Genomic DNA, 20,728 nt, shown 5'->3' on the forward strand with positions numbered 1-20,728 from the left:
TGACGCACCGGCGGGAACCACCGACACGACCCCGGGAACAGCCGACGACGGCACTCCCGAGACCGGCGGCGCCGAGGTCGCGGCCGGCGTGGCGGAGAGCGGCGGCGGTGCCGGTCGGCGCCCCGGCCGGCTCCGGACCGCGGCGGCCTGGCTGACCAGCATCCTGGCCCTGCTGCTTGTCGTCTTCGCCCTGCTCGCCCCGAACCAGCTGACCCTGCTCACGCCCGGCGCGTTCCTGCGCCTTCCGGTGGAGGCCCTGCTGGTCGTCGCGCTGGTGCTCCTGCTGCCGGCCTGGGGACGCCGGGTGGTGGCGGTACCGGTCGGGGTGGCCCTCGGGCTGCTGGCCATCGTGAAGGTCGTCGACATGGGCTTCTTCGCGGTACTGGCCCGACCGTTCAACCCGGTCTTCGACTGGGTCTCCTTCGGCGCCGGTGCAGACTTCCTGGAGGAGTCGTACGGCCGGACCGGCGCCGTCGTCGCGATGGTGGCCGCCGGGCTGCTCGCGGTCGGCCTGCTGGTCCTGATGACGCTCTCGGTGCTCCGGCTGACCCGCCTGGTCGTCGGACACCGCCGCGCGGCGACGCACACCGTCTCGGTGCTCGGGGCCGCCTGCGTCGTCTGCGCCCTGTTCGGCGTGCAGATCCTGCCGGACGTGCCGGTGAGCACCCTGACCTACGACCGGGTGCTCCAGGTGCAGGCCGCGCTCCGTGACCAGGAGGTCTTCGCGGCGGAGGCCCGGGTGGACGCGTTCCGGGACGTCCCCGGCGACCGGTTGCTGACCTCGTTGCGGGGCAAGGACGTGGTCCTCGCCTTCGTCGAGAGCTACGGCCGCTCGGCGATCGAGGATCCGGCCATCGCGCCGGGGGTCGGCGCCACCCTGGACAACGGCTACACCCGGCTGCGCACCGCCGGCTACACGGCGCGCAGCGGCTGGCTCACCTCGCCGACGACCGGCGGCGGCAGCTGGCTGGCGCACGCCACGATGCTCTCCGGCCTCTGGATCAACAACCAGCAGCGCTACACGCATCTCGTCGCCAGCGACCGGATGACCCTCAACCGGGCCTTCCAGCGGGCCGACTGGCGGACCGTCGGGGTGATGCCGGGGATCACCCAGACCTGGCCGGAGGGGAGGTTCTTCGGCTACGACGAGGTGCACGCCTCCAAGGAACTCGGCTACCGCGGCCCGCAGTTCAGCTGGGCCCAGATGCCGGACCAGTACACGCTGTCGGTCTTCGAGCAGCGCGAACACGCCCTGCCGGGGCATCCACCGGTGATGGCGACGATCCCGCTGGTGTCCAGCCACGCGCCCTGGCATCCGATCCCGGAACTCATCGGCTGGGACCAGCTCGGCGACGGGTCGGTCTTCGGGCCGATGGCGGAGACCGGCGAGTCCTCCGACGAGGGGTGGCGGGACAGCGCCAGGGTACGGGTCCAGTACGGTCGCGCCGTCGAGTACTCGCTGAACACCGTCGTCTCCTACCTGGAGCGGTACGGCGACGACGACCTGGTCTTCGTCTTCCTCGGTGACCACCAGCCCGCCCCGCTGGTCACCGGGGAGAACGCCGGTCACGACGTACCGGTGACGATCGTCGCCAAGGACCCGGCCGTGCTGGACCGGATCTCCGGCTGGAACTGGCAGGACGGGCTGAAGCCGGGCCCGGACACCCCGGTCTGGCGGATGAGCGACTTCCGGGACCGTTTCCTCACCGCCTTCGGCTCGTAGCCCCGCCCGGCTGGGTGGGGGGCTGCCAGGCAGCAGCCGGGCGGATCGTGGCGCCGGCCGGTGTCGGTCGGCGCCGCTACGATTCCCGGACGCGTGCCCGCGTGGCCGCTGTGACCAGCATCCGGAGGTTTGCATCATGCTCGACGGCGCCGGCCTGACCCTGACCACCGTCAACCTGAGCGCGCCGGATCCGGGCGAGCTGGCGCGCTTCTACCAGCGGCTGCTCGGCTGGGAGATCACCGAGGAGGAGCCGGACTGGGTGGTGATGCGCAATCCGGCCGGGGGAGTGGGGCTGGCCTTCCAGACCGAGTCGCCGTACGCCCGGCCGACCTGGCCGGCCGGCCCCGGCGACCAGCAGATGATGATGCACCTGGAGATCCGGGTCGCCGACCTGGCGAGTGCCGCCGCGCACGCCGTCGAGTGCGGGGCGACCCGGGCCGAGTTCCAGCCCCAGGCGGACGTACTCGTGCACCTCGACCCCGCCGGCCACCCCTTCTGCCTCTATCTCGACTGAGGTTGGCTGCTGACCGGGCACCGCGACCGGTCAGCCGGCGAGCCGGGCGGGGAAGCCGCCGGTGGCGACCGGTCCCCAACCGTCGACGGTGATCCGGATCAGCGACTTGCCCTGCCGGCGCATGGCCTCGCGGTACTCCTCCCAGTCCGGGTGCTCGCCGGAGATGCACCGGAAATAGTCGACGAGCGGCTCCAGCGCCTCCGGCAGGTCGAGGACCTCGGCGGTGCCGTCGACCTGGACCCACGGGCCGTTCCAGTCGTCGGAGAGCACGCAGACCGAGACCAGGGGATTGCGGCGGGCGTTCGTCGCCTTCGCCCGCTCCGGGTAGGTCGAGACGACGATCCGGCCATCCCGGTCGACGCCGCAGGTCACCGGCGAGGACTGCGGGCGCCCGTCCGGGCGGGTCGTCATCAGGACGGCCCGGTGCCGGGGCCGGAGGAAGTCGAGCAGTGCGGCGCGGTCGACTCGGGTGTTGGTCGCGACGGTGCGGGTCATCGCCCGTTTCTACCAGGCCGGCTGGAAATCCGCCGGGATCAGCGGGATGGGCCGGCGCCGGTGCCGCGGGTGGCGGCCTTGAGGGCGCGCAGCACCGAGAGTTCGGGGCCGGTCGGCGGTGCACCGGTACGCAGGTCGTCGGCGACCCGTAGCGGCCAGCCGGTCGCCGCGCGGGCCTGCTCTACCGTCGCGCCCGGGTGCAGTTCGGTGAGCACGAGTTCGCGGCTGGCCGGGTCGGGCCGGAGGATCCCCAGATCGGTGATCACCACCTGTGGCCCGGCGCCACGCAGCCCGAGCCGCTCCCGCTCGCCGGGGCCGGTCCCGTGGCCGAAGGAGGTGACGAAGTCGACCCGCTCGACGAAGGTACGCGGACTCTGCCGCATGACGACGACGACCTCGCGGCAGGAGGCGGCGATCTCGGGGGCGCCGCCGGCGCCGGGCAGCCGTACCTGCGGGTCGCGGTAGTCGTCGCCGATGGCCGTGGTGTTGATGTTGGCGTACCGGTCGAGTTGGGCACCGCCGAGGAACCCGACGTCGATGCGGCCCGGCTGGAGCCAGTAGTTGAAGACCTCCGGCACGCTCACCACCGCGTCGGCGGTGTCGGCCAGGATGCCGTCGCCGATGGAGAGCGGCAGCCGGTCGGGCTTGGCGCCGAGGCACCCGGACTCGTAGACGAGGACGAGCCGTGGGGTGTGCGTCGCCCGGGCGAGGTTGGCGGCGGTGCTCGGCAGGCCGATGCCGACGAAGCACGCCGTGCCGTCCCGCAGTTGCCGGGCCGCCGCGACGGTCATCATCTCGTCGGCGGTCCACTCGGTCGTCGTCAACGCTGCCACCTCCGGTGCCCCGCCGGACTGCGACGAGGCGTTCATGCCTTCTTCCCGGCTTCGAGGACGTGCTCGCGCATCCAGGTGGTGAAGCTGTCCCGGTCCCGGCTGATCGCGTCCCATGCCTGGTAGAAGGCGTTGTCCCGGACGGAGTAGCCGTGGGCGTAGGAGGGGTGCGCACCACCGGGGACGAGTGCCACCGCGTTGACCGCCCAGGTGGGCAGGAGCACCTGGGTGGGCACCGGCTCGAGCGAGTCGACGATCTCCTCGACGGTGACCAGCGACCGCCGGGCGGCGAGCACCGCCTCCTTCTGCACACCGGTGATGCCCCACATCTGCACGTTGCCGGCCCGGTCGGCACGCTGGGCGTGCACGATCGCGACGTCGGGGTTCAGCGCTGGTACGGCGGTCAGCACCTCGCCGGTGAACGGGCAGGTGATCGGCTTGACGGTGGCGGTGTGCCGGGGCAGGTCGGTGCCGGTGTAGCCGCGCAGCACCGCGAACGGCAGCCCGGACGCTCCCGCCACGTAGCGGTTGGCCATCCCGGCGTGGCTGTGCTCCTCGATTTCCAGCGGTGTCGGCCAGCCGCGTTCGACGGCGTCCCGGAATCGGTGCAGCGAGCCGACGCCGGGGTTGCCGCCCCAGGAGAAGACCAGCCGCCGGGCGCAGCCCATCCCGATGAGCTGGTCGTAGATGACGTCCGGGGTCATCCGGATCAGCTCGAGGTCGCGCCGCCGCTGCCGGACGATCTCGTGTCCGGCGGCGAACGGGATCAGGTGGGTGAAGCCCTCCAGCGCGACGCTGTCGCCGTCGTCGACCAACTCGGCCACGCCCTCGGCCAACGAGACGATCTCAGCCATCCGTCCCCAGTCTCCTTCGCCGGCCGTCGCCACGCTGGACGGTGCGGGTGACGGCAGGCGGTGCGATCGTTCGTGTTGCGTACGTCTGTTCTGAGAACGAACGTAGCGTGACGACTTCGGCCCGTCAACGTCGGCGGCGCTACGGCGGCGGGGTGCGGGCGGCGCCGCCGGCCGTGCGGGGCGGTTGCGATCGTGGCTGTCCGGGGCGTACGGTGGACGCATAATTCATCGTCCGTTGAATAAGGTGGTCGCGGTGGACGAGCGTACGACCTGCGTCGTCGTCGGCGGTGGACCGGCCGGAATGGTGCTCGGCCTGCTGCTGGCCCGAGCCGGCGTCGAGGTGACCGTGCTGGAGAAACACGGCGACTTCCTGCGCGACTTCCGGGGTGACACCGTGCACCCGTCGACCCTGCGACTCCTCGACGAGCTCGGCCTCGGCGAGCGGTTCGCCGCCCTGCCGCAGAGCCGGCTGGACGAGGTCGCCTTCCCGGTGGCACCGGGGCAGCAGATCGTCATCGCCGACTTCCGTCGGTTGCGGACCCGCTATCCGTACATCGCGATGGTGCCGCAGTGGGACCTGCTCAACCTGCTCGCCGAGGCGGGGGCGGCCGAGCCGTCGTTCACGCTGCGGATGAACACCGAAGTGACCGAGCTGATCCGCGAGGACGGCCAGGTCCGGGGCGTACGCTACCGGCGGCCGGACGGCGGGACCGGTGAGCTGCGCGCCGACCTGACCGTGGCCTGCGACGGCCGGTGGTCGATCGCCCGGACCCAGGCGAACCTGCCGGTCCGGGAGTTCCCGGTGCCGATCGACGCCTGGTGGTTCCGGCTGCCCCGCCACCCGCACGACGACCCGGCCGGGCTCACCCCACGGGTCGGGCCGGGCCGGTTCGCCGTGGTCATTCCCCGGGAGGGCTACCTCCAGATCGCCTACATCGCCCGGAAGGGCAGCGACGCCCGGCTCCGGGCCGAGGGTGTCGAGCAGTTCCGCCGGAACGTCGCGGCGCTGGCTCCCGACTTCGCCGACCGGGTCGACGCGATCACCTCGATGGACGACGTCAAGCACCTCGACGTACGGCTGGACCGGCTCGACCGCTGGCACGTGCCCGGCCTGCTCTGCCTCGGCGACGCCGCGCACGCGATGTCCCCGATCGGCGGGGTCGGGATCAACCTCGCCGTGCAGGACGCGGTGGCCGCCGCCAGCCTGCTCGCCGAGCCGCTCCGGCGCGGCACGGTGACCGAGTCCGACCTGGCCGGCGTACGCACCCGGCGACTGCTGCCGACGATCCTGGTGCAACGGTTGCAGCGGCTCATGCACCGGGGCCTGGTCGCACCGATCCTCGACGGGCGCCGGGCCGGGCCGCCCCGGCCGGTGCTCGCCGTGCTGCGGCGGTTCCCGTTCGCCTCGCTCGGCCCGGCCTACCTGATCGGCATCGGCGTACGCCCCGAGCACGCACCGGCGTTCGCCCGCCGTCCACCGGCCCCGGCCAGGAAGGACGGAGCGGCCGGCTGAACACGGGGGCCGGCTGGACATAGGGTGTGGCCATGCCGGACGACCCCCGGGTACGCGGCGGAACCGGCCCGCCATCCTTCCGGTGGGACGAGACGCTCTACGCCGGTAGCGCGGACCACTACGCCGTCGGCCGGATGCCGTACCCGGCGGAGGTCGCCGACACCCTCGCCGCCGAACTCCGGCTCGACGGCCGGGGCCGGCTGCTCGACGTGGGCTGCGGGCCGGGCTCGCTGACCCTGCTGCTCGCGCCGCTGTTCGAGGCGGTGGTCGGGCTCGACGCCGACCGGGATATGCTGCGCCGGGCCGGGCAGGCGGCCCGGGAGACCGGGGTCGGCAACGTGCGCTGGCAGCGGTTGCGGGCCGAGGAGTTACCGGCCGGGCTCGGCACCTTCCGGGTCGTCACCTTCGCGCAGTCGTTCCACTGGCTCGACCGCCCCCGGGTCGCCCGCGCGGTACGCCCGATGCTCGGCGGCGGCGGGGTCTGGGTGCACGTGGGTGCCACCACGCACCGGGGAGTGGATGGCGTCGACCCGCTGCCGTTTCCCCGCCCGCCGCACGACGGGATCGCCGCGCTGGTCGCCCGCTATCTCGGCCCGGTCCGCCGGGCGGGTCGGGGGACGCTGCCCAGCGGCACGGCGGGTGGCGAGGAGGAGGTGATGTGGGCCGCCGGCTATCACGGTCCGCACCGGCTGACCGTCGGCGGCGGCATGGTGCGGGAGCGGACCGAGGACGAGGTGGTGGCAGGGGTCTTCTCGCTGTCGTCGTCCGCCCCGCACCTCTTCGCGGACCGGCTGCCGGAGTTCGAGGGCGAGCTGCGGCGGGTGCTGCGTACCGCCTCGCCGGGCGGGCGGTTCGCCGAGCGGACCAGGGAGATCGAGCTGGTGCTGTGGCGGCCGTAGCGAGCTGACGTGCTCGCCGCCACCGGGTCAAGTGCTGACTTGTCCCACTTTCCGGTGTGGATTTGGCGACATCGAGGGATGGTACTACGGTCAAGGCCGGCTGATGCGGTGGAAACGGGGTCAACGCGACCGATGGGATCATGGTGACTGTCCTCGACTTTCGGCGTACCCGATCAGGCGTCGTGCTCGGCGTGGCGTGCGCGGCGGTGCTGGCGCTCGGCACGGCCTGTGCCGGCAACGGCGGTGAGCGTCCACAGTGGTCGGAGGGAGTGTCGGGCGCCGACTCCGGCACGGCCGCCCCGACCCCGACCGAGGCGAGCCCGACGCCGACCGGGACACCCACGCCGAAACCCACGGCCGCCCGCGCCACCCGGCCGCCGGCCAACACCGCGACGACCCGCCGGGCCCGTACGATGGCCGAGCAGACCACGGCGACGGCCAGGGTGACCGGCGGGTTCGGGCAGTCGCAGAACTCCGGCGGCCTGCACCAGGAGGGCTGCGGCAGCCCCACCTTCGGGCTGGTCCAGGTGCGGGTGGGTGCCGGCGCCGACGTCTCGGCGGTGACGGTGCGATACCGGGTGAACACCCCGGTGCCGTTCGACGGCAGCGGGTCCGCCCGCACCCTCGGTAACGACCGGGGCACCTGGCTGGCCGGCCTGGGACCGTTCCGGGCCGAGCCGCGCAACTCGGCGGGCGGCACCATCGCGGTCACCGCGACGGTCAAGTTCCGGGACGGCTCCACCCGGTCGGCCCGGACCAGCACCCCGCTCCAGCCCTGCCGGCTCTGACCGCCCGCCGCCCGCCTCTGGGCCTGCAACGGGAGTGCGTTCCGGGTGTTGGCCGCCCGACACCGGTTGACTCTGGCGCCGCCCGATCCTGGTGCGCCCGATCCTGGTGCGCCCGGCCCGTCCGACCCGGCGGCGCCGATGGGTTGACATGAAGCGAGGTTCAAGTCGCAAGCTGGTGACCATGTCAGACTCCGTCGTCGACGAGGCGTACCAGCGTCTCCAGTCCACCGGTCCCGAGCGTGACGGCTGGTTGTCCAACCACGCCCCGATGGCGGCGGAGGCGCTGGCCCGGCACGGCTACGGGACACGGGTACACCGCTGGTTGGACCGCTACGCCGATCGGCTGACCGAGCGACCACGGGGAATCGCACCGATCCCCGTCGCGGAGTGGCGGGACCCGCTCGGCGACCCCACCCGGACCGGCGACTGGCTGGACTACTTCGCCCGCGAACTGGCCGACGAACCATGGTCGGCGGTACTGGCCCGCTGGTGGCCCCGGCTGTTGCCCGGCATCGCCGCCGGAGCCACCCACGGGGTGATCCGGGTCGGGCACGCCGTACGCGCGCTGCGGGACGCCGAGACACCGCCCAGGATCGCCGAACTCGGTGCCGCGCTCGGCTACTGGGCGGCCCGGTGGCAGCCACTCGCCCCGCCCGGCGCCGCCCGCTATCCGGCCACCGATCCGAGGACCGCACTGGACCGGGTGCCCCGAGTTCCCGACCAGCGGTTCGGGATCCGGGCCCGGCTCGCCCAGCTCGCCGGAGCGACCGGATGGCCGGAGGCTGCCGGAGCCGTCCCCGGCGATCCCGGCACGGCCGTCCCGACCCGGCTGGCGGCCATCGTCGACGCCGCCGTCGTCCGGTACGACAGCCACGGCTACGCCAGCCCGGTCATGCTGGTACACGCCGCCACCGCCCCGAACGCGGTGCTGCGCACCCTGCCCGCGTTGCCGACGGAACTCTGGCGGCCGAGCCTCGCCGCCGCCTGGGCCGCCACGGCCGCGGTCACCGCCGCCTACGCGCCGGCCGAACCCCGCCCACTTCCGGACCCACACCCCGACCTGCGGTTCGACGAGGCGTGGAACCGGGCGGTGGACTCCGGGGACGAGCATGCGATCAAGTTCGTGGACACGGCCGTCGAAACCCACGACCGGATCGGCGACCCGACGCTGCCGGCCCGGGTCGCCGACGCGATCCGGCCGCTGACCGGCGAGTGAGTCCCTCGGCGGGCACGTCGGCCGCCGGACGGCCGCCGAACGGCCGGCGGCGGGGGGAGCGAGGGGGACCCGGTTGGGGCATGATCGCAGGTGATGTCCTTCGTGCTGCACGAGCCGGCCCGGCTCGACCTCTGCTACGACAGCCTGCACGGGCTCTCCGTGGGCGACGCCCTCGGTGCCCAGTTCTTCATGGTCGGCCGGTCACCGGCCGAATTCGCGGCCGGACGGCGGCCCGCCGGCCCCTGGGAGTGGACCGACGACACCCACATGGCCTGCTCGGTGGTGGCCGAACTCGCCGGGCACGGCGAGATCGGGCCGGACCGGCTGGCCGCCACGTTCGCCGAGCGCTGCGAGCCGTACCGGGGCTACGGTGCGGGCGCGGTGGTGATCCTGTACCAGATCCGGGACGGCGTGCCGTGGCGGCAGGCGACCCGGGAGGCGTTCGGTGGGGAGGGCTCCTGCGGCAACGGCGCCGCGATGCGGGTCGCCCCGGTCGGCGCCTACCACGCCGACCGGCCACGCCGGGCCGCCGAGCAGGCGATCCGGTCGGCCGAGGTGACCCACGCCCATCCGGAGGGGATCGCCGGGGCGATCCTGGTCGCGGTCGCCGCCGCGCTGGCCGGACAGGCCCGGCTGACCGGGGTACGCCCGTCCGGGGCGGCCCTGCTGGACCGGCTGGAGCCGTACCTGGTCGACGGGCAGGTGCGCCGGGGCGTCGAGCGGGCCCGCCGACTGCTCACCGGCACGGCGGTCACGGTCGAGGAGGCGGCGTACGAGCTGGGTAACGGGTCAAGGGTCACCGCCCAGGACACCGTTCCGTTCACCCTGTGGGTGGCCGCGACCCACCTGGCGGACTATCCGGCCGCGATCACCGCCTGTGTGCTCGCCGGTGGTGACGTCGACACGACCGGGGCGATCGTCGGCGGTGTGGTGGCGGCGTACACCGGGCTCGGCGGGCGGCCCGACGCGACCGGCGTACCGGAAGAGTGGCTGGCGGCCCGCGAGGCGCTGCCGGACTGGGCCTACCCCGCCGGCCGCGAGCCGGACGCCTCCGGTACGCCGGACGCGGGGCGTCCTGGCCCGGCCGGGTCGACCGGAGGCTAGTCCGGCTCGCGGCCACCGGCGGGCTTCCCGGCTCAGCCTGACCCGCCGGTCCGCTCCGTCCGCCCGCTCTCCTCCGGCTCCCGAGCCTGTTCCGCCGCCATGGCCGCGTCGAGCGCCTCCTAGTGGCCGGGCTTCGCGTTCGTGTCGGGCTTCGCGTTCGTGTCGGGCTTGCGGGTCTTCTCCGGCTTGCGATGCCGGTCGGGTTTGCGGTTCTTGTCGGGCTTCTGGCCGTCGGGCTTACGATCCTCGGGCTTGCGGTTCTTCTCGGGCTCGTCCGCGGCGAGCAGGCGTCGGCAGTAGCCCTCGATCTCGGTCCGGCCGCCGGCCGCGTCCAGCAGCGCCTTGGACGGTGAGCGGTTCGCCGGGGAGTTGCTGTCCGCATCGCCCCGGGCCAGGTAGGCGCGGCACTGCCCGAAGACCGAGGGGTGCGGCGTGGCCTGGCCGGTCCGGGCCGGCAGGCTCGGCGACGGGGCCTTGCCGGGTACGGTCGTCGGCGGCGCGACGTCGGCCGGCGGTACCGGTGCCGGTGCGCCGGTGCTCGGCCTGCTGAGCGGCGCCTCCGGCCCACCCAGCGGGGGGATGTCGGTGGCCAGTGCCGCACCGGCGGTGACCGTGGCGAGGACGACCACCACCCAACCACCGGCCCCGACCGTCAGACGGCGCGGGCCACTCCGGGACTGCCCCGCCGACGCAGCACCGCGAGCCTTCCGGCCCGCGCGGCCGAGTGCCTTTCGGCCCGTGCCGGTGGCGACCTCCCTACCCGTGCCGGGCTGCTCCGTGGTTGCCCTGCCGGACGGCACCGCTGTCTGCCGAGCGGTACGGAAGCCGGCCAGTGCCGCCTCCTCGCCGGTCAACTCCGCCGGTCGGGCCGGTGCCGACGCGGCCGCCAACAGTTCGGCCACCGGATCGGCCCGGTCACCTGCCGGGTGCCAGACACCGGTGACGTTCCCGGCGTGCTTCGGCTGTGCGGCGCCGGTGACGTTTCCGGCGGAGGCGTCGAGCAGCCGCTCGGCGGTCTCCGGATCGAGCCCGTCCGTCCGGCGGAAAACCATCCACATGCCGCTCAACGCCGTCCCCGTCCCGCCTCGACGTCTTCTCCGGACGGTACCCCGGCAAGTGGTGCGGACCCCGTCGCGGCTCCGTTCGGTGCCGGCCCACCCGCCTCGTCCTCGGCCAGCAGTTGCGCCAGCCGGCGCAACCCACGGTGCGCGGCGGTGCGTACCGCTCCGGGCCGCTTGCCGAGTACCCGCGCGGTGCTCTCGGCGTCCAGTCCCATCACGGCGCGCAGCAGTACCGCCTCCGCCTCGGTCCGGGGCAGCGTGGCGATCAGCGCCACAGCGCTGTCGGTAGCCAGTCCCTCGGTGGCCCGCTCGGCGGTGTCCTCGGCGGCGGGCAGCTCGGACAGCGCCTCGACCGGTACCGGCACGCTGGGCCGGCGACGCTGGTGCCGCAGGTGGTCCAGGGCCCGGTTGCGGGCGACCCGGGTGGCCCAGGCCCGGAAGCCCGGCCCGCCCGCGAAGCTGTCCAGGTCACGGGCGATCTGCAACCAGGTTTCCGACGCGACGTCCTCGGCGTCCGCACCCACCAGCACGGTGAGGTAGCGCAACAGTCCGGGTTGGAGTTCCCGGTAGAGCAGCCGGAACGCCTCCTCGTCGCCGTCCTGCGCGGACCGGACCAGCTCGGTCAGCTCGTTCGGCACGTTCCGGCTCCGCTACGGGGCGCTCCGGGCCCGTCCGTCCGGGGTGCCGTCCGGACGTGCTGACAGGTTGCCGGAGCCCATCCCGCAGCGCCTGGCCGTACCGTGCGTTCTCGTCGCATTCCGATCCGCACCGGTCCGTCCCCCGTCCACGTGATCGCCGCCCTACGCTAGGTGCGGTCGGGGCACCGGGCAAGTGGTGGGCGGGCCTGAACGAGTGACATTTCTCCGCCTGCTGATCGGCGGGTCCCGGTAACGGATTCGCGTACGCCGACGCTGCCCCTTCGGAAGCCACATTTCCGTTCCGTGCTACGCGGGCCTCGTCGTGCCGGGTGCCGCCGGCAGGTGGCTGCCGGCGGCACCCGCCGTCGGCCCGGTTACGGGTTGACGGTGATGGTGAAGGTGGAGGTGGTGTTCCGGATGTTCTGGTGGTTGTTGCTCATCCGGAGGTTGTTGAAGACCGCCGAGCCGACCGCCGGACCCTGGCCCGGCTCGGGCATCTCGTTGGCCCAGATCCCGAAGCCGGACTTCGCGTCGTACGCGTCGCCGCTGCGCTGCGCCCCGCTGATCGAGATGTTGATGAAGACGGTGTCGGTCACCGGATTCTCCGGACTGCTGCCGTTGTACTTGGTCTGGAACATGATGCCGTGGTAGGTCGGGTCCACGATGTCGACGTCACTGACCCGGATTCCGCGCATCTCCTTGGAGGCGGAGAAGACCCAGATTCCGGGGAACGTCTGGGCACCCCAGAAGTGGCCGCCGGAGCGGACTATCGAGGCGTTCTCCACCCGGGTGAGCCCCGGCCCGAACCCGACGAACGGATACCCGAAGTCGAGCGAGCTGATGGTGATCCCGGAATAGACGAGCTGGTCGGCGATGTACATGTTGCGGAAGGTGTTGTTCTGTCCGCCGTACACCGCGACCCCGGCGGCCCGCCAGGTCAGCGTGGCCGTCAGGTTCTCGAAGACGTTACCGGTGTTCGCCCCGCCACCCGAGTCGGTGGCGGAGAAGAGCGCGAACGCGTCGTCCCCGTTGCCGCGTCCCTCGACGTTGCTGACCAGGTTGTCGGTACTGCCGTTGGTCATGTTCACCGCGTCGGCGAAGGTGTTGCGGATCCTCGAGTTCTTGATTGTGACGTTGCTGACGTGCACGCCCCAGAACATGCAGACGGTGTGCTCGACCCAGACGTTGTCGAAAGTCAGGTTCGACACGTTCTGCAACTCGCCCCAGACCTTGCCCGGACCGTCGATCCGCGAGGTGTAGTTGCCGAAGAAGGCGAGGTGCTCGAAGGAGGAGCCGTTCGCCGTACTCTCGACCCGGAAACCGGCGTCGGTGTTCTCCTGGCCGGGCGGGGTGGCCAGGGCTATTGCGTGTTTGGTCGAGTGGCCGTTGAACTGGGGATTCCCGGGGTGGGCGGACCCTTGCGGGGTTGAGGAAGGCGGGTGAGGCCTGTAGGTGATCATGGAGTTCTCGACGCTCCCGGACACCTTGAGGACCTCACCCGCGATGTCAGCATGCCCGATTCAGGTACTGTCCGCAGTTCGCACCCCCACCGACTCGCCACCGCGCCTTGTCACCGAGGGTGAAGAAGCTGGGCTCCAGCACTCGTTGGCCACCATCGCGGACCCCCGGTCCCCGCGTGGGGCGCGTTACCCGCTCGTCGGGCTACTGACCGTCGCGGTGTGCGCCGTGACCGCCGGCGCATCATCGTTCGCGGCCATCGCGGACTGGCTGCACGACCTCGATGACCTCGCCAGGGCCCGGCTCGGGTTCATCCGCGCCGTCCCGGCCGCGACCACGATCTGGCGGCTGCTGACCAGGTTGGACGCTGACCTGCTGGCCACCGTGCTCGCCGACTGGCTGCGTACCCGCGTCCCGCCTCCGGTCACGCCCCGACCTCGGCGGTACCGGATCGTCATCGCCATCGACGGCAAGACCATGCGCGGCGCCCGCCGCGCCGATGGCAGCCGGGTCCACCTGCTGTCCGCGCTGGACACCAGCACCGGCATCGTGCTCGCTCAGGTCACCGTGGCCGCGAAAAGCAACGAAATCCCCGCGTTCACCCCACTGCTGGACGCGGTCGAACAGGTTCTGGGTAGCCTGGACGGCCTCATCTTCGTGGCCGACGCCCTCCATACACAGACCAGCCACGCGACCGAGGTCGCCGCTCGCGGCGCCGACCTGCTCATCCCGGTCAAAGGTAACCAGCCGACCGTGTTTGCCCAGCTCAAGGCCTTGCCCTGGGCCCAGGTCCCGGTGGGTGACCGACGCCGCGAAACCGGTCACGGCCGGCGGGAGACCCGCACGGTCAAGGCGCTCACCGTAGCCACCCCCGGCGGTCTGCTGTTCCCTCACGCCGAGCAGGCCGTCCGGATCACCCGCACCCGCACCCTCAAGGGCAAGACCACCAGGGAAACCGCCTACTACACCATCTCCCTCCCCGCCGAGCACGCCCAACCCGCGGACCTGCAGTCCTGGGCCCGAAACGAGTGGCTGATCGAGAATCAGGTCCATCATGTCCGCGACGTCACGTTCCGTGAAGACCTCCACCAAGCCAGAACCGGCACCGGCCCCGCAATCATGGCGACGCTACGTAACACCGCGGCCAGTTACCACCGCACCAACGGCGATACCAACATCGCCCGCGCCACCAGACGCGCCGACCGTCGCCCGCACGACCTCATCACTGCAATGACCAGCAGCTACCCCAGAACGCAATGACCCTGGCGGGGTGGCGAACCGGGTGTACCACATGCCGGCGCCGACCACCTGCACCGCCTTGCCGTACACCTGGAACTTCTGCGCGGTGCTGTAGGTGCCGGCCGGCAGGTAGACGCCGATCAGGTTGCCGGTGGTGTCCATCCGGACCCGGTCCAGCGCGTTCTGCACGTCCTGGTGACCGGTCCCGGCCGGGGTGGCGTAGCGGGCCGGGTCCGGGTTGGCTCGCGGTGCGACCTGCTCGGTGTTGACGAAGTCGATCGCGTACGTGGTGCTGTTGGCCGGGTCCTTCTGCAACCTGATCCGGCTGCCGGCCGGGACAGACGAGTTGAGCAGCACGTTCGCCTCGTCGTAGACGTGCCGGGGTCCACCGGATCCGGGCGAGTTGTTCGGGCTCGCCTCGTTGCCGTAGAGCCAGGCGTACCGGCTGGTCAGCTCGATCGCCTTGTGGAAGGTGCCGTCGACGTAGATGTTCAGCGTCGAGTTGATCCCGCCGCCGCCCGCCGAGTCCGGGATCGAGAAGCGGGTGACCAGGGTGTTGGTCGGGGCCCGGGTGGTCCACTCGACGTAGGCTCCGGTGCTGTTCAGGGTCACCGCGCGCCTCCCGGACGCCTCACCGGCGAGGTCGCCGACGATCCGGTTCGGGCCGATCACCGTCGCGCCGCCGCCGAGGGTGCCGTCCTCGGCCTCGTGCATCTCGTACCCCAGGTTGGCGCCGCGCCCGACGAAGAACGGGGTGTCGCTGGTGTTGTTGCCCTGCTTCACCGGCAGCTCGTTGGCGTCCGCCGCCAGCACCGTCCGGAGGGTGTACCGGCCGTTCGCCGCCGTCCAGCTGCCGAGGTTCACCGGCGCGGTGCCGGCCCCGGCGGCGATGGTGCCGGTGTAGGAGCCGGTGAGCGTGCGCACCGTGCCGCCGCTGGCGTTGAGCAGGGTCACGGTGATGCCGTGCGCCCCGCCGGCCGAGGCGGTGCTGCCCTGGTTGCGGATCGCCACCGAGAAGGTGACCTGTCGGCCGCTGGCCGGGGTGCTCGGCGACCAGCTCGGCACGGCGACCAGGTCCGAGCTGGCCACCGGGGCGACGGTCAGGGTGGCCGGGTTGGTCTGGCTGTTGTTCGTCTCGCTCTGCTCGACGACCGCGTTCGACTCGTCGACCTTGGCGGTCAACTGGTAGCTGCCGGCGTTGCGTGGTCCGGCGTTCGCGGTGACGGTGCTGCTGGCCCCGGCGGCGAGCCCGCCGACGGCGGCGGTGCCGACCAGGGTCGTACCCAGGTAGAAGTTGACGTTCGTCGCGCCGGACGCGGCGGTGCCGGCGTTGCGGACGGTGGCCGAGACGGTGATCGCGGTCGTCTCGACCGGTGCGGCCGGGCTCCAGGTGGCGGCGGTGACCGTCAGGTCCGGGTTCGGCGCCGGCACCCCGAAGACCTGGAACTCGGCGACCTGGCCGGCCGGTGCCCCGCTGTTCGCGGTGATCGAGAGCCGGACGTCGGCGACGTTGCCGCTGACCGGGATGGTGACGCTGTTCCCGTTGGCCGGGTCGAAGCTGTACGAGGTGGCCCCGGACAGGCTGCCGAACGACGATCCGCTCTGCTCGCGGCCGAGCACCTGGATGGTCTGGTTGCGCTGTCCCCAGGCCGGGTCCGGGTTCAGCCGGACCACCACCGAGCTGACCGTGGCGTTCGCGCCGAGCTGCACGGTGAGCACGCTCGGGTACGCCCCGCCGGCCCCCTCCCAGTACGTCGAGACGTTGTCGTCGTTGGCGTTGGCGGCCACGAAGGTGTGCACCGTCGACGAGGCGGTGATCGGCTTGCCGAGCGCCAGGTTGGTCCCGGTCGGCGGGGTGCCGGTGCCGTTGCGGGTCACCGTGTTGCTGTTCGCCGACACGTTCCCGGCGGCGTCCCGGGCCCGCACCTGGTAGGAGACCGTGGCGCTGGCCGGCTGGCTGTCGGTGTAGGTGAGCACGTTGCCGACGTTGGCCCGGAGTGTGCCGTTGGCGTAGACGTCGTAGCCGGTGACGCCGACGTTGTCGCTGGCGGCGTTCCAGGTCAGCCGGATCTGTCCGCTGGCCGGCTGGGTGTAGGCCAGGTTGGTCGGTGCGCTCGGGGCCTGGCTGTCCGGTCCGCCGGTGGGGCCGTGCACCTCGAACTCGGCGAGCTGCCCGGCCGGCCAGCCGTTGTTGGCGGTGATGTGCAGCCGCAGGTAGCGGGTGTTCGTGGTCGGCAGGTTGACGGTGACGGTGTTGCCGCCGGCCGGGTCGAAGGTGTAGCCGGTGGCGGCGACGAGGGTGCTGAACGTCGAGCCGTTCGCGCTGTTCTGCACCGACAGGGTCTGGGTCCGGGTGCCCCAGCCGGGCGGCAGCTTGAGCACCAGCCGGTTCACGTCGGTGGCCGAGCCGAGGTCCGCCTGAATCCACTGTGGAAACGCGTTGTTGGCGCTCTCCCAGTAGGTCGCCGGGTTGCCGTCGCCCGCGTTGCCGGCCGGGTACTCCGGGTGCGAGCTGCTGGCGCTGATGCTGGCGGCGACCGCGACCCGGGGCGCGGGTCCGGCGTCGGGGCGGGCGGAGGCCGGGGTCGGGAAGAGGGATCCGGCGGCCACGAGCAGGCCGGTGGCGAGCGTCGCCGCGAGCTGGCGCGGTCGTGGTGGTAGTCGTCTCATCGTGTTCCCTTGGCGCTCGTCGGAACCGACTGGGAGGTGCTGCGAGCGGCCGGGCCTGGTCGGCGGCTGGCCCGGCTGCCGCCCGCCGCCGAAGGCGAGCGGTGGCGCCGTCCGTCCGCCTGTCCACTGCCGCCGCGACCCCGCCGAGGGTCGGTCCCCGTTCCGCCCTGCTGCTGCTCGCCCAGCTCCGGCGCTCCCACGACCACCTGAGTCCACGGCACCGGCCGGCCCTGGCCACCTACGGTCCGGCCGCGGCGGCGATGGCGGTGGCGCTGTTCGGCACCGAGGTGCTCGGCGAGCTGGACCAGGAGATGGCGGCCGAGGCGTACGTCGAGCACCGCGCCGTGGACACCGGACCGACCGGCGCACCGGGCGCCGGCTACGGCCACGCCGGTCACGGCGACCCCGGCAGCGGTGCCGACGGCGGCGCGTCCGGTGGCGGCGGTTGTGGTGGCGGGTGCGGCGGTGGCGGAGGAAGCTGACGCGGCGTATCGGACCGGCCGCCGGCCGGCGGCGGTGGCCCCGGCGGTGGTCCCCGGCCGGCGGCGGTGGACCAGGCCATGGTCCCCGGGCCGGGGAAGGCTGGCCGTGGCAGGGCCAGCCTTCCCGGGGCCTCCCTTCCGGCGCCGGCAGCCGGCAGGGTGGGTGGCGTCCAGCCACGGCGAAGGGAACATCTTGCGCTATCGACTACTGGGTCAGAGCGGCCTGCGCGTCTCCGAACTCTTCCTCGGCGCGATGGGCTTCGGCGCCGAGCGGGGCGGGGCCGTCCCGACGCCGGTCGCCCGGGACATCCTCGACGCGTACCTCGACGGGGGTGGCAACGTCGTCGACACGGCGGTCAACTACGCCGGCGGCGAGAGCGAGCAGGTGCTCGGTGAGTTGCTGACCGGCCGGCGGGACCGGGTGGTGCTGGCCACCAAGTACACCGCGTCGCGGGACCGCGGCGACCCGAACGGGTACGGCAACCACCGGAAGAACCTCCGGCTGTCCCTGGAGACCAGCCTGCGGCGGCTGCGCACCGACCACATCGACCTCTACTGGGTGCACGTGTGGGACCGGCACACCCCAATCGAGGAGACGATGCGGGCGCTGGACGACGCCGTCCGGGTCGGCAAGGTGCTCTACGTCGGCATCTCCGACGCCCCGGCCTGGGTGGTCAGCCGGGCCAACACCCTCGCCGAGTGGCGCGGCTGGAGCCCGTTCGTCGGCCTCCAGGTGCCGTACAACCTGCTGGAGCGGGACATCGAACGGGAGTTGCTGCCGATGGCGCGGGCGTACGGCATGACCGTCGCGACCTGGTCCCCGCTGGCGCACGGCCTGCTGGCCGGCCGATCCGACCCGCCCACCGCCCGGGCCCGGGCCGCCGTCGAGGCGGTCCGGGAGGTCGCGGCGGAGCTGGACGCCACCCCGGCACAGGTCGCCCTCGCCTGGACCAGGGCGGGATCCCGCAACGTCCACCCCATCTTCGGGGCCAGCAGCGTCCGGCAGGTCGCGGAGAATCTCGGCGCGGTCGCGCTGACGTTGCCGGCCGAGGCGGTGCGACGGCTGGCGACGGCCGTCGACTTCACCGCAGGGTTCCCGACCGACTTCATCGCCGAGTGCGAGGAGACGGAGTGGCTCGTCGGCCCGAACGCCGACCGCCTCGACCCGCGCTGACTGGCGGGCCACGCGTCGCCGTGTGATCACCTAGACTCCGCGATCATGCGACGCGCCGGTCCTCACCCCGTCTTCATCGTGCTGCTGCTGCTCTCCTTCGTCGGCCTGATCGTCGCGCCGATCCTGGTCGCCTGGGCGATCGAGATCTGCATGCCGACCCCCGGCGAGGCGCACGACCCGAACTGCCAGTACGAGGCGGACGGCGTGCAGACGCTGGCCATCGTGACGGCGATTGGCAGCCTGACGACGATGCTCGGCGCGGTGGGCTTCCAGGTCGGCCGGAACGTGGTCGCGGCAGCTCCGGTGGCGCCGGCCGGTTTCGTCCCGCCGGTGCCAGGTCCGCCGCCCGGACCGGGTCGCCCCACGTACGCCCCGGCCGGGCGGCCGGTCTCCGGCTCGGGTCAACCACCGGGCTGATCGCCGGAGTCGCCGTAGTGCCGCCCGGCCGGGCAACGATGCTGGACGCGCCGGGCGGCCCGATCCCAGCACGGTGCCGGCTCGGTCCGCCGGCGGAGCATCTCGCGATCGGTCAACTCAGGACTCCACGAGTTCTCACTAGCGCCAATAGGTTTGTTATGGAAACCTGTTGGCATGACCACTGAATCGGTACCTGCCGGCGGTGACCCCCGGCGACTGCTGTCCGACGTGCGCGCCCTCGCCCATCGCGTGCGTCTCGACCAACGGATGACCTGGGCGGCGCTGCTGGTGCTGGCGGCGGTGACGCTCGTCGGAATTCCGTTCGACTGGCTCGCCATGAAGGTGGACTGCAACCCCGACGGCAGCTGCGCGTTCGCGCGCCGGGGCATGCTCTACTACTGGCCACCCGCGACGGTGCTGGCGTACGCGATCATCGCCGTCTGCTACCTGCGGGCCGCCCGGGCGCGGGGGCTGGGCGCGCGGGTGCTGCCGTACGCGATCACCGGCGCCGTGACCACCCTCGTGTTCCCCGCCGCATGGCTGGCGGTGAACCTGTACTTCCGGAGCCACCCCTACCCGGACGCACCGCTGCCGTACTGGCAACTGGTGCTGGACCGGCTGGTCATGCCGTGGGCCATGATCGGGGTGACGTTGCTCGTGCTGGCCTGGCTGGAGCGCAACGCCGGGTTGCTGCTGTTCACCGCCGGCTACCTGGCGCTGGTGCTGGTGGTGCTGCCGATGAACGACGGCTTCGGCCCGCCCCAGTTCGGAATCCGGGCAGGAATGGCGGTGCCCCAACTCATCGTCGGCATCGTGCTGCTGCTGGGCGCGGTCGGCTTCGCGCGCGCCGACCGTAGCCACCGGCGTACGCCGTGACCGGCGCTCCCGACCCGGTTGCCACCCATCCGGTCCTCGGGCTGGACGACGTGGTGCACCAGCGGGTCCGGCTCGGCATCCTGACCATCGCGCACGAAGCGCGCCGGGTCGAGTTCGGCTACCTGCGCAACCAGTTGGACCTGACCGCCGGGAACCTCTCCAAACACCTCAGCGTGTTGGAAGAGGGTGGCCTGATCGAGGTGGAGAAGGGTTACGAGGGCCGGCGCGGCCGGACCTGGATCACCCTCACCCCCACCGGCACCACCGCGCTGGCCGACGAGATCCGGCGACTGAAGCTGCTCATCGCGCGGGTCGAATCCACGATCGCCTCGGAGGACCGATGACCACCTCACTGACCCGCCGACACCTACTCGGCACCGCGCTCGCTGCCGCGGTCGCCGTGCCGCTCGACGCCGGTCGCGGCTGGGCCGCCCCGGCACGGCTCACGCTGCCCCCACCCACCGGACCGCACCTCGTCGGCACCGTGTCACCGCACCTCGTCGACACGTCCCGTCCGGATCCCGTCGCCCGCCCCGGCCAGCACCGCGAACTCATGGTCAGCATTTGGTATCCCGCCGACCGGGACGCCCGGCGTCATCCGGTCGCACCGTGGATGGCCGCCGCGCCGATGCGTGCGCTGCTGGAGTCCGCCGACTTCGGCGCCGATGTCGCGGCGCCGCTCCACGCTGGTGTCCGCCTCACCACCGTCGCTGCGTGCGGGGCAGCCGCCCCGGCCGGGCGGCCGGTTTCCGGCCCGGGTCAACCGCCGGGCTGATC

At 72.7% G+C, this 20,728-nt stretch carries 19 protein-coding genes and 2 pseudogenes; 14 read left to right on the forward strand and 7 right to left on the reverse strand.

All coding sequences use genetic code 11. The annotated features are described in order from the left end of the window. Positions 1–88 precede the first annotated feature (88 nt). Positions 89–1,723, forward strand: a complete 1,635-nt coding sequence (locus tag O7626_RS09665; protein ID WP_278060822.1) for a sulfatase — start codon at positions 89–91, stop codon at positions 1,721–1,723. A gap of 136 nt (positions 1,724–1,859) precedes the next feature. After that, positions 1,860–2,237: a VOC family protein gene (locus tag O7626_RS09670; protein WP_278060823.1), complete on the forward strand. Its 378-nt coding sequence runs from the start codon at positions 1,860–1,862 to the stop codon at positions 2,235–2,237. A 30-nt stretch (positions 2,238–2,267) separates the two neighbouring features. On the opposite strand, the gene O7626_RS09675 is transcribed toward O7626_RS09670, so the two are convergent. Genes O7626_RS09675 through O7626_RS09685 form a run of 3 tightly spaced genes read right to left on the reverse strand, consistent with a single transcriptional unit; the run spans position 2,268 to position 4,416 of the window. Beyond that, entirely contained in the window at positions 2,268–2,732 is a 465-nt protein-coding gene (locus O7626_RS09675; protein WP_278060824.1) for a PPOX class F420-dependent oxidoreductase, read from the reverse strand. Positions 2,733–2,770: 38 nt separating this feature from the next. Next, complete coding sequence (locus O7626_RS09680; protein WP_278060825.1) at positions 2,771–3,601, reverse strand: CoA-transferase; 831 nt, start codon at positions 3,599–3,601, stop codon at positions 2,771–2,773. After that, positions 3,598–4,416, reverse strand: coding sequence for a CoA-transferase (locus O7626_RS09685; RefSeq protein WP_278060826.1), 819 nt, complete (start codon positions 4,414–4,416; stop codon positions 3,598–3,600). The genes O7626_RS09680 and O7626_RS09685 overlap by 4 nt, the downstream gene beginning before the upstream one ends. 253 nt (positions 4,417–4,669) lie before the next feature. Here O7626_RS09685 and O7626_RS09690 point away from each other — a divergent pair, with 253 nt between their 5' ends. The 5 genes and pseudogenes from O7626_RS09690 to O7626_RS09710 form a co-directional block, all read left to right on the forward strand. Continuing rightward, positions 4,670–5,929: an FAD-dependent oxidoreductase gene (locus O7626_RS09690; protein ID WP_278060827.1), complete on the forward strand. Its 1,260-nt coding sequence runs from the start codon at positions 4,670–4,672 to the stop codon at positions 5,927–5,929. A 32-nt stretch (positions 5,930–5,961) separates the two neighbouring features. Then, on the forward strand, positions 5,962–6,828 hold the full coding sequence (locus tag O7626_RS09695; protein ID WP_278060828.1) for a class I SAM-dependent methyltransferase: 867 nt from the start codon (positions 5,962–5,964) through the stop codon (positions 6,826–6,828). Positions 6,829–6,968: 140 nt separating this feature from the next. Beyond that, a complete protein-coding gene (locus tag O7626_RS09700) occupies positions 6,969–7,616 on the forward strand; it encodes a hypothetical protein (protein ID WP_278060829.1) in 648 nt (215 codons plus the stop codon). A 181-nt stretch (positions 7,617–7,797) separates the two neighbouring features. After that, positions 7,798–8,832: a questin oxidase family protein gene (locus O7626_RS09705; protein WP_278060830.1), complete on the forward strand. Its 1,035-nt coding sequence runs from the start codon at positions 7,798–7,800 to the stop codon at positions 8,830–8,832. A gap of 93 nt (positions 8,833–8,925) precedes the next feature. Further along, positions 8,926–9,852, forward strand: a pseudogene (locus tag O7626_RS09710) (ADP-ribosylglycohydrolase family protein); the annotation flags it as partial. 203 nt (positions 9,853–10,055) lie between these two features. On the opposite strand, the gene O7626_RS09715 reads toward O7626_RS09710, so the two are convergent. The 3 genes from O7626_RS09715 to O7626_RS09725 all read right to left on the reverse strand — a co-directional run bounded on the left by O7626_RS09715 (position 10,056) and on the right by O7626_RS09725 (position 13,095). Continuing rightward, positions 10,056–10,994: a hypothetical protein gene (locus tag O7626_RS09715; protein WP_278060831.1), complete on the reverse strand. Its 939-nt coding sequence runs from the start codon at positions 10,992–10,994 to the stop codon at positions 10,056–10,058. Positions 10,995–10,999: 5 nt separating this feature from the next. Continuing rightward, positions 11,000–11,635, reverse strand: a complete 636-nt coding sequence (locus tag O7626_RS09720; protein ID WP_278060832.1) for an RNA polymerase sigma factor — start codon at positions 11,633–11,635, stop codon at positions 11,000–11,002. A gap of 374 nt (positions 11,636–12,009) precedes the next feature. Continuing rightward, positions 12,010–13,095, reverse strand: coding sequence for a hypothetical protein (locus O7626_RS09725; RefSeq protein WP_347404767.1), 1,086 nt, complete (start codon positions 13,093–13,095; stop codon positions 12,010–12,012). 43 nt (positions 13,096–13,138) lie between these two features. Between O7626_RS09725 and O7626_RS09730 the strand changes: the two are divergent. After that, a pseudogene (locus O7626_RS09730) lies at positions 13,139–14,179 on the forward strand (ISAs1 family transposase); the annotation flags it as partial. Positions 14,180–14,221: 42 nt separating this feature from the next. Here the strand turns inward: O7626_RS09730 and O7626_RS09735 are convergent. Continuing rightward, on the reverse strand, positions 14,222–17,002 hold the full coding sequence (locus tag O7626_RS09735; RefSeq protein ID WP_347404768.1) for a discoidin domain-containing protein: 2,781 nt from the start codon (positions 17,000–17,002) through the stop codon (positions 14,222–14,224). Positions 17,003–17,103: 101 nt separating this feature from the next. Between O7626_RS09735 and O7626_RS09740 the strand changes: the two genes are divergently transcribed. The 6 genes from O7626_RS09740 (at position 17,104) to O7626_RS09765 (ending at position 20,726) form a co-directional block, all read left to right on the forward strand. After that, complete coding sequence (locus tag O7626_RS09740) at positions 17,104–17,484, forward strand: hypothetical protein (RefSeq protein ID WP_278060833.1); 381 nt, start codon at positions 17,104–17,106, stop codon at positions 17,482–17,484. Positions 17,485–17,677: 193 nt separating this feature from the next. Further along, complete coding sequence (locus O7626_RS09745; protein ID WP_278060834.1) at positions 17,678–18,658, forward strand: aldo/keto reductase; 981 nt, start codon at positions 17,678–17,680, stop codon at positions 18,656–18,658. Positions 18,659–18,703: 45 nt separating this feature from the next. Next, on the forward strand, positions 18,704–19,075 hold the full coding sequence (locus O7626_RS09750; protein ID WP_278060835.1) for a hypothetical protein: 372 nt from the start codon (positions 18,704–18,706) through the stop codon (positions 19,073–19,075). Between the two features lie 174 nt (positions 19,076–19,249). After that, complete coding sequence (locus O7626_RS09755; protein ID WP_278060836.1) at positions 19,250–19,951, forward strand: hypothetical protein; 702 nt, start codon at positions 19,250–19,252, stop codon at positions 19,949–19,951. Further along, complete coding sequence (locus O7626_RS09760) at positions 19,948–20,295, forward strand: transcriptional regulator (protein WP_278060837.1); 348 nt, start codon at positions 19,948–19,950, stop codon at positions 20,293–20,295. Before O7626_RS09755 ends, O7626_RS09760 begins: the two co-directional genes overlap by 4 nt. Next, on the forward strand, positions 20,292–20,726 hold the full coding sequence (locus O7626_RS09765) for a hypothetical protein (RefSeq protein WP_278060838.1): 435 nt from the start codon (positions 20,292–20,294) through the stop codon (positions 20,724–20,726). Before O7626_RS09760 ends, O7626_RS09765 begins: the two co-directional genes overlap by 4 nt. Positions 20,727–20,728 lie beyond the last annotated feature (2 nt).

The sequence above is a fragment of the Micromonospora sp. WMMD1102 genome (genome assembly GCF_029626265.1).
Taxonomy (GTDB): Bacteria; Actinomycetota; Actinomycetes; order Mycobacteriales; family Micromonosporaceae; genus Plantactinospora.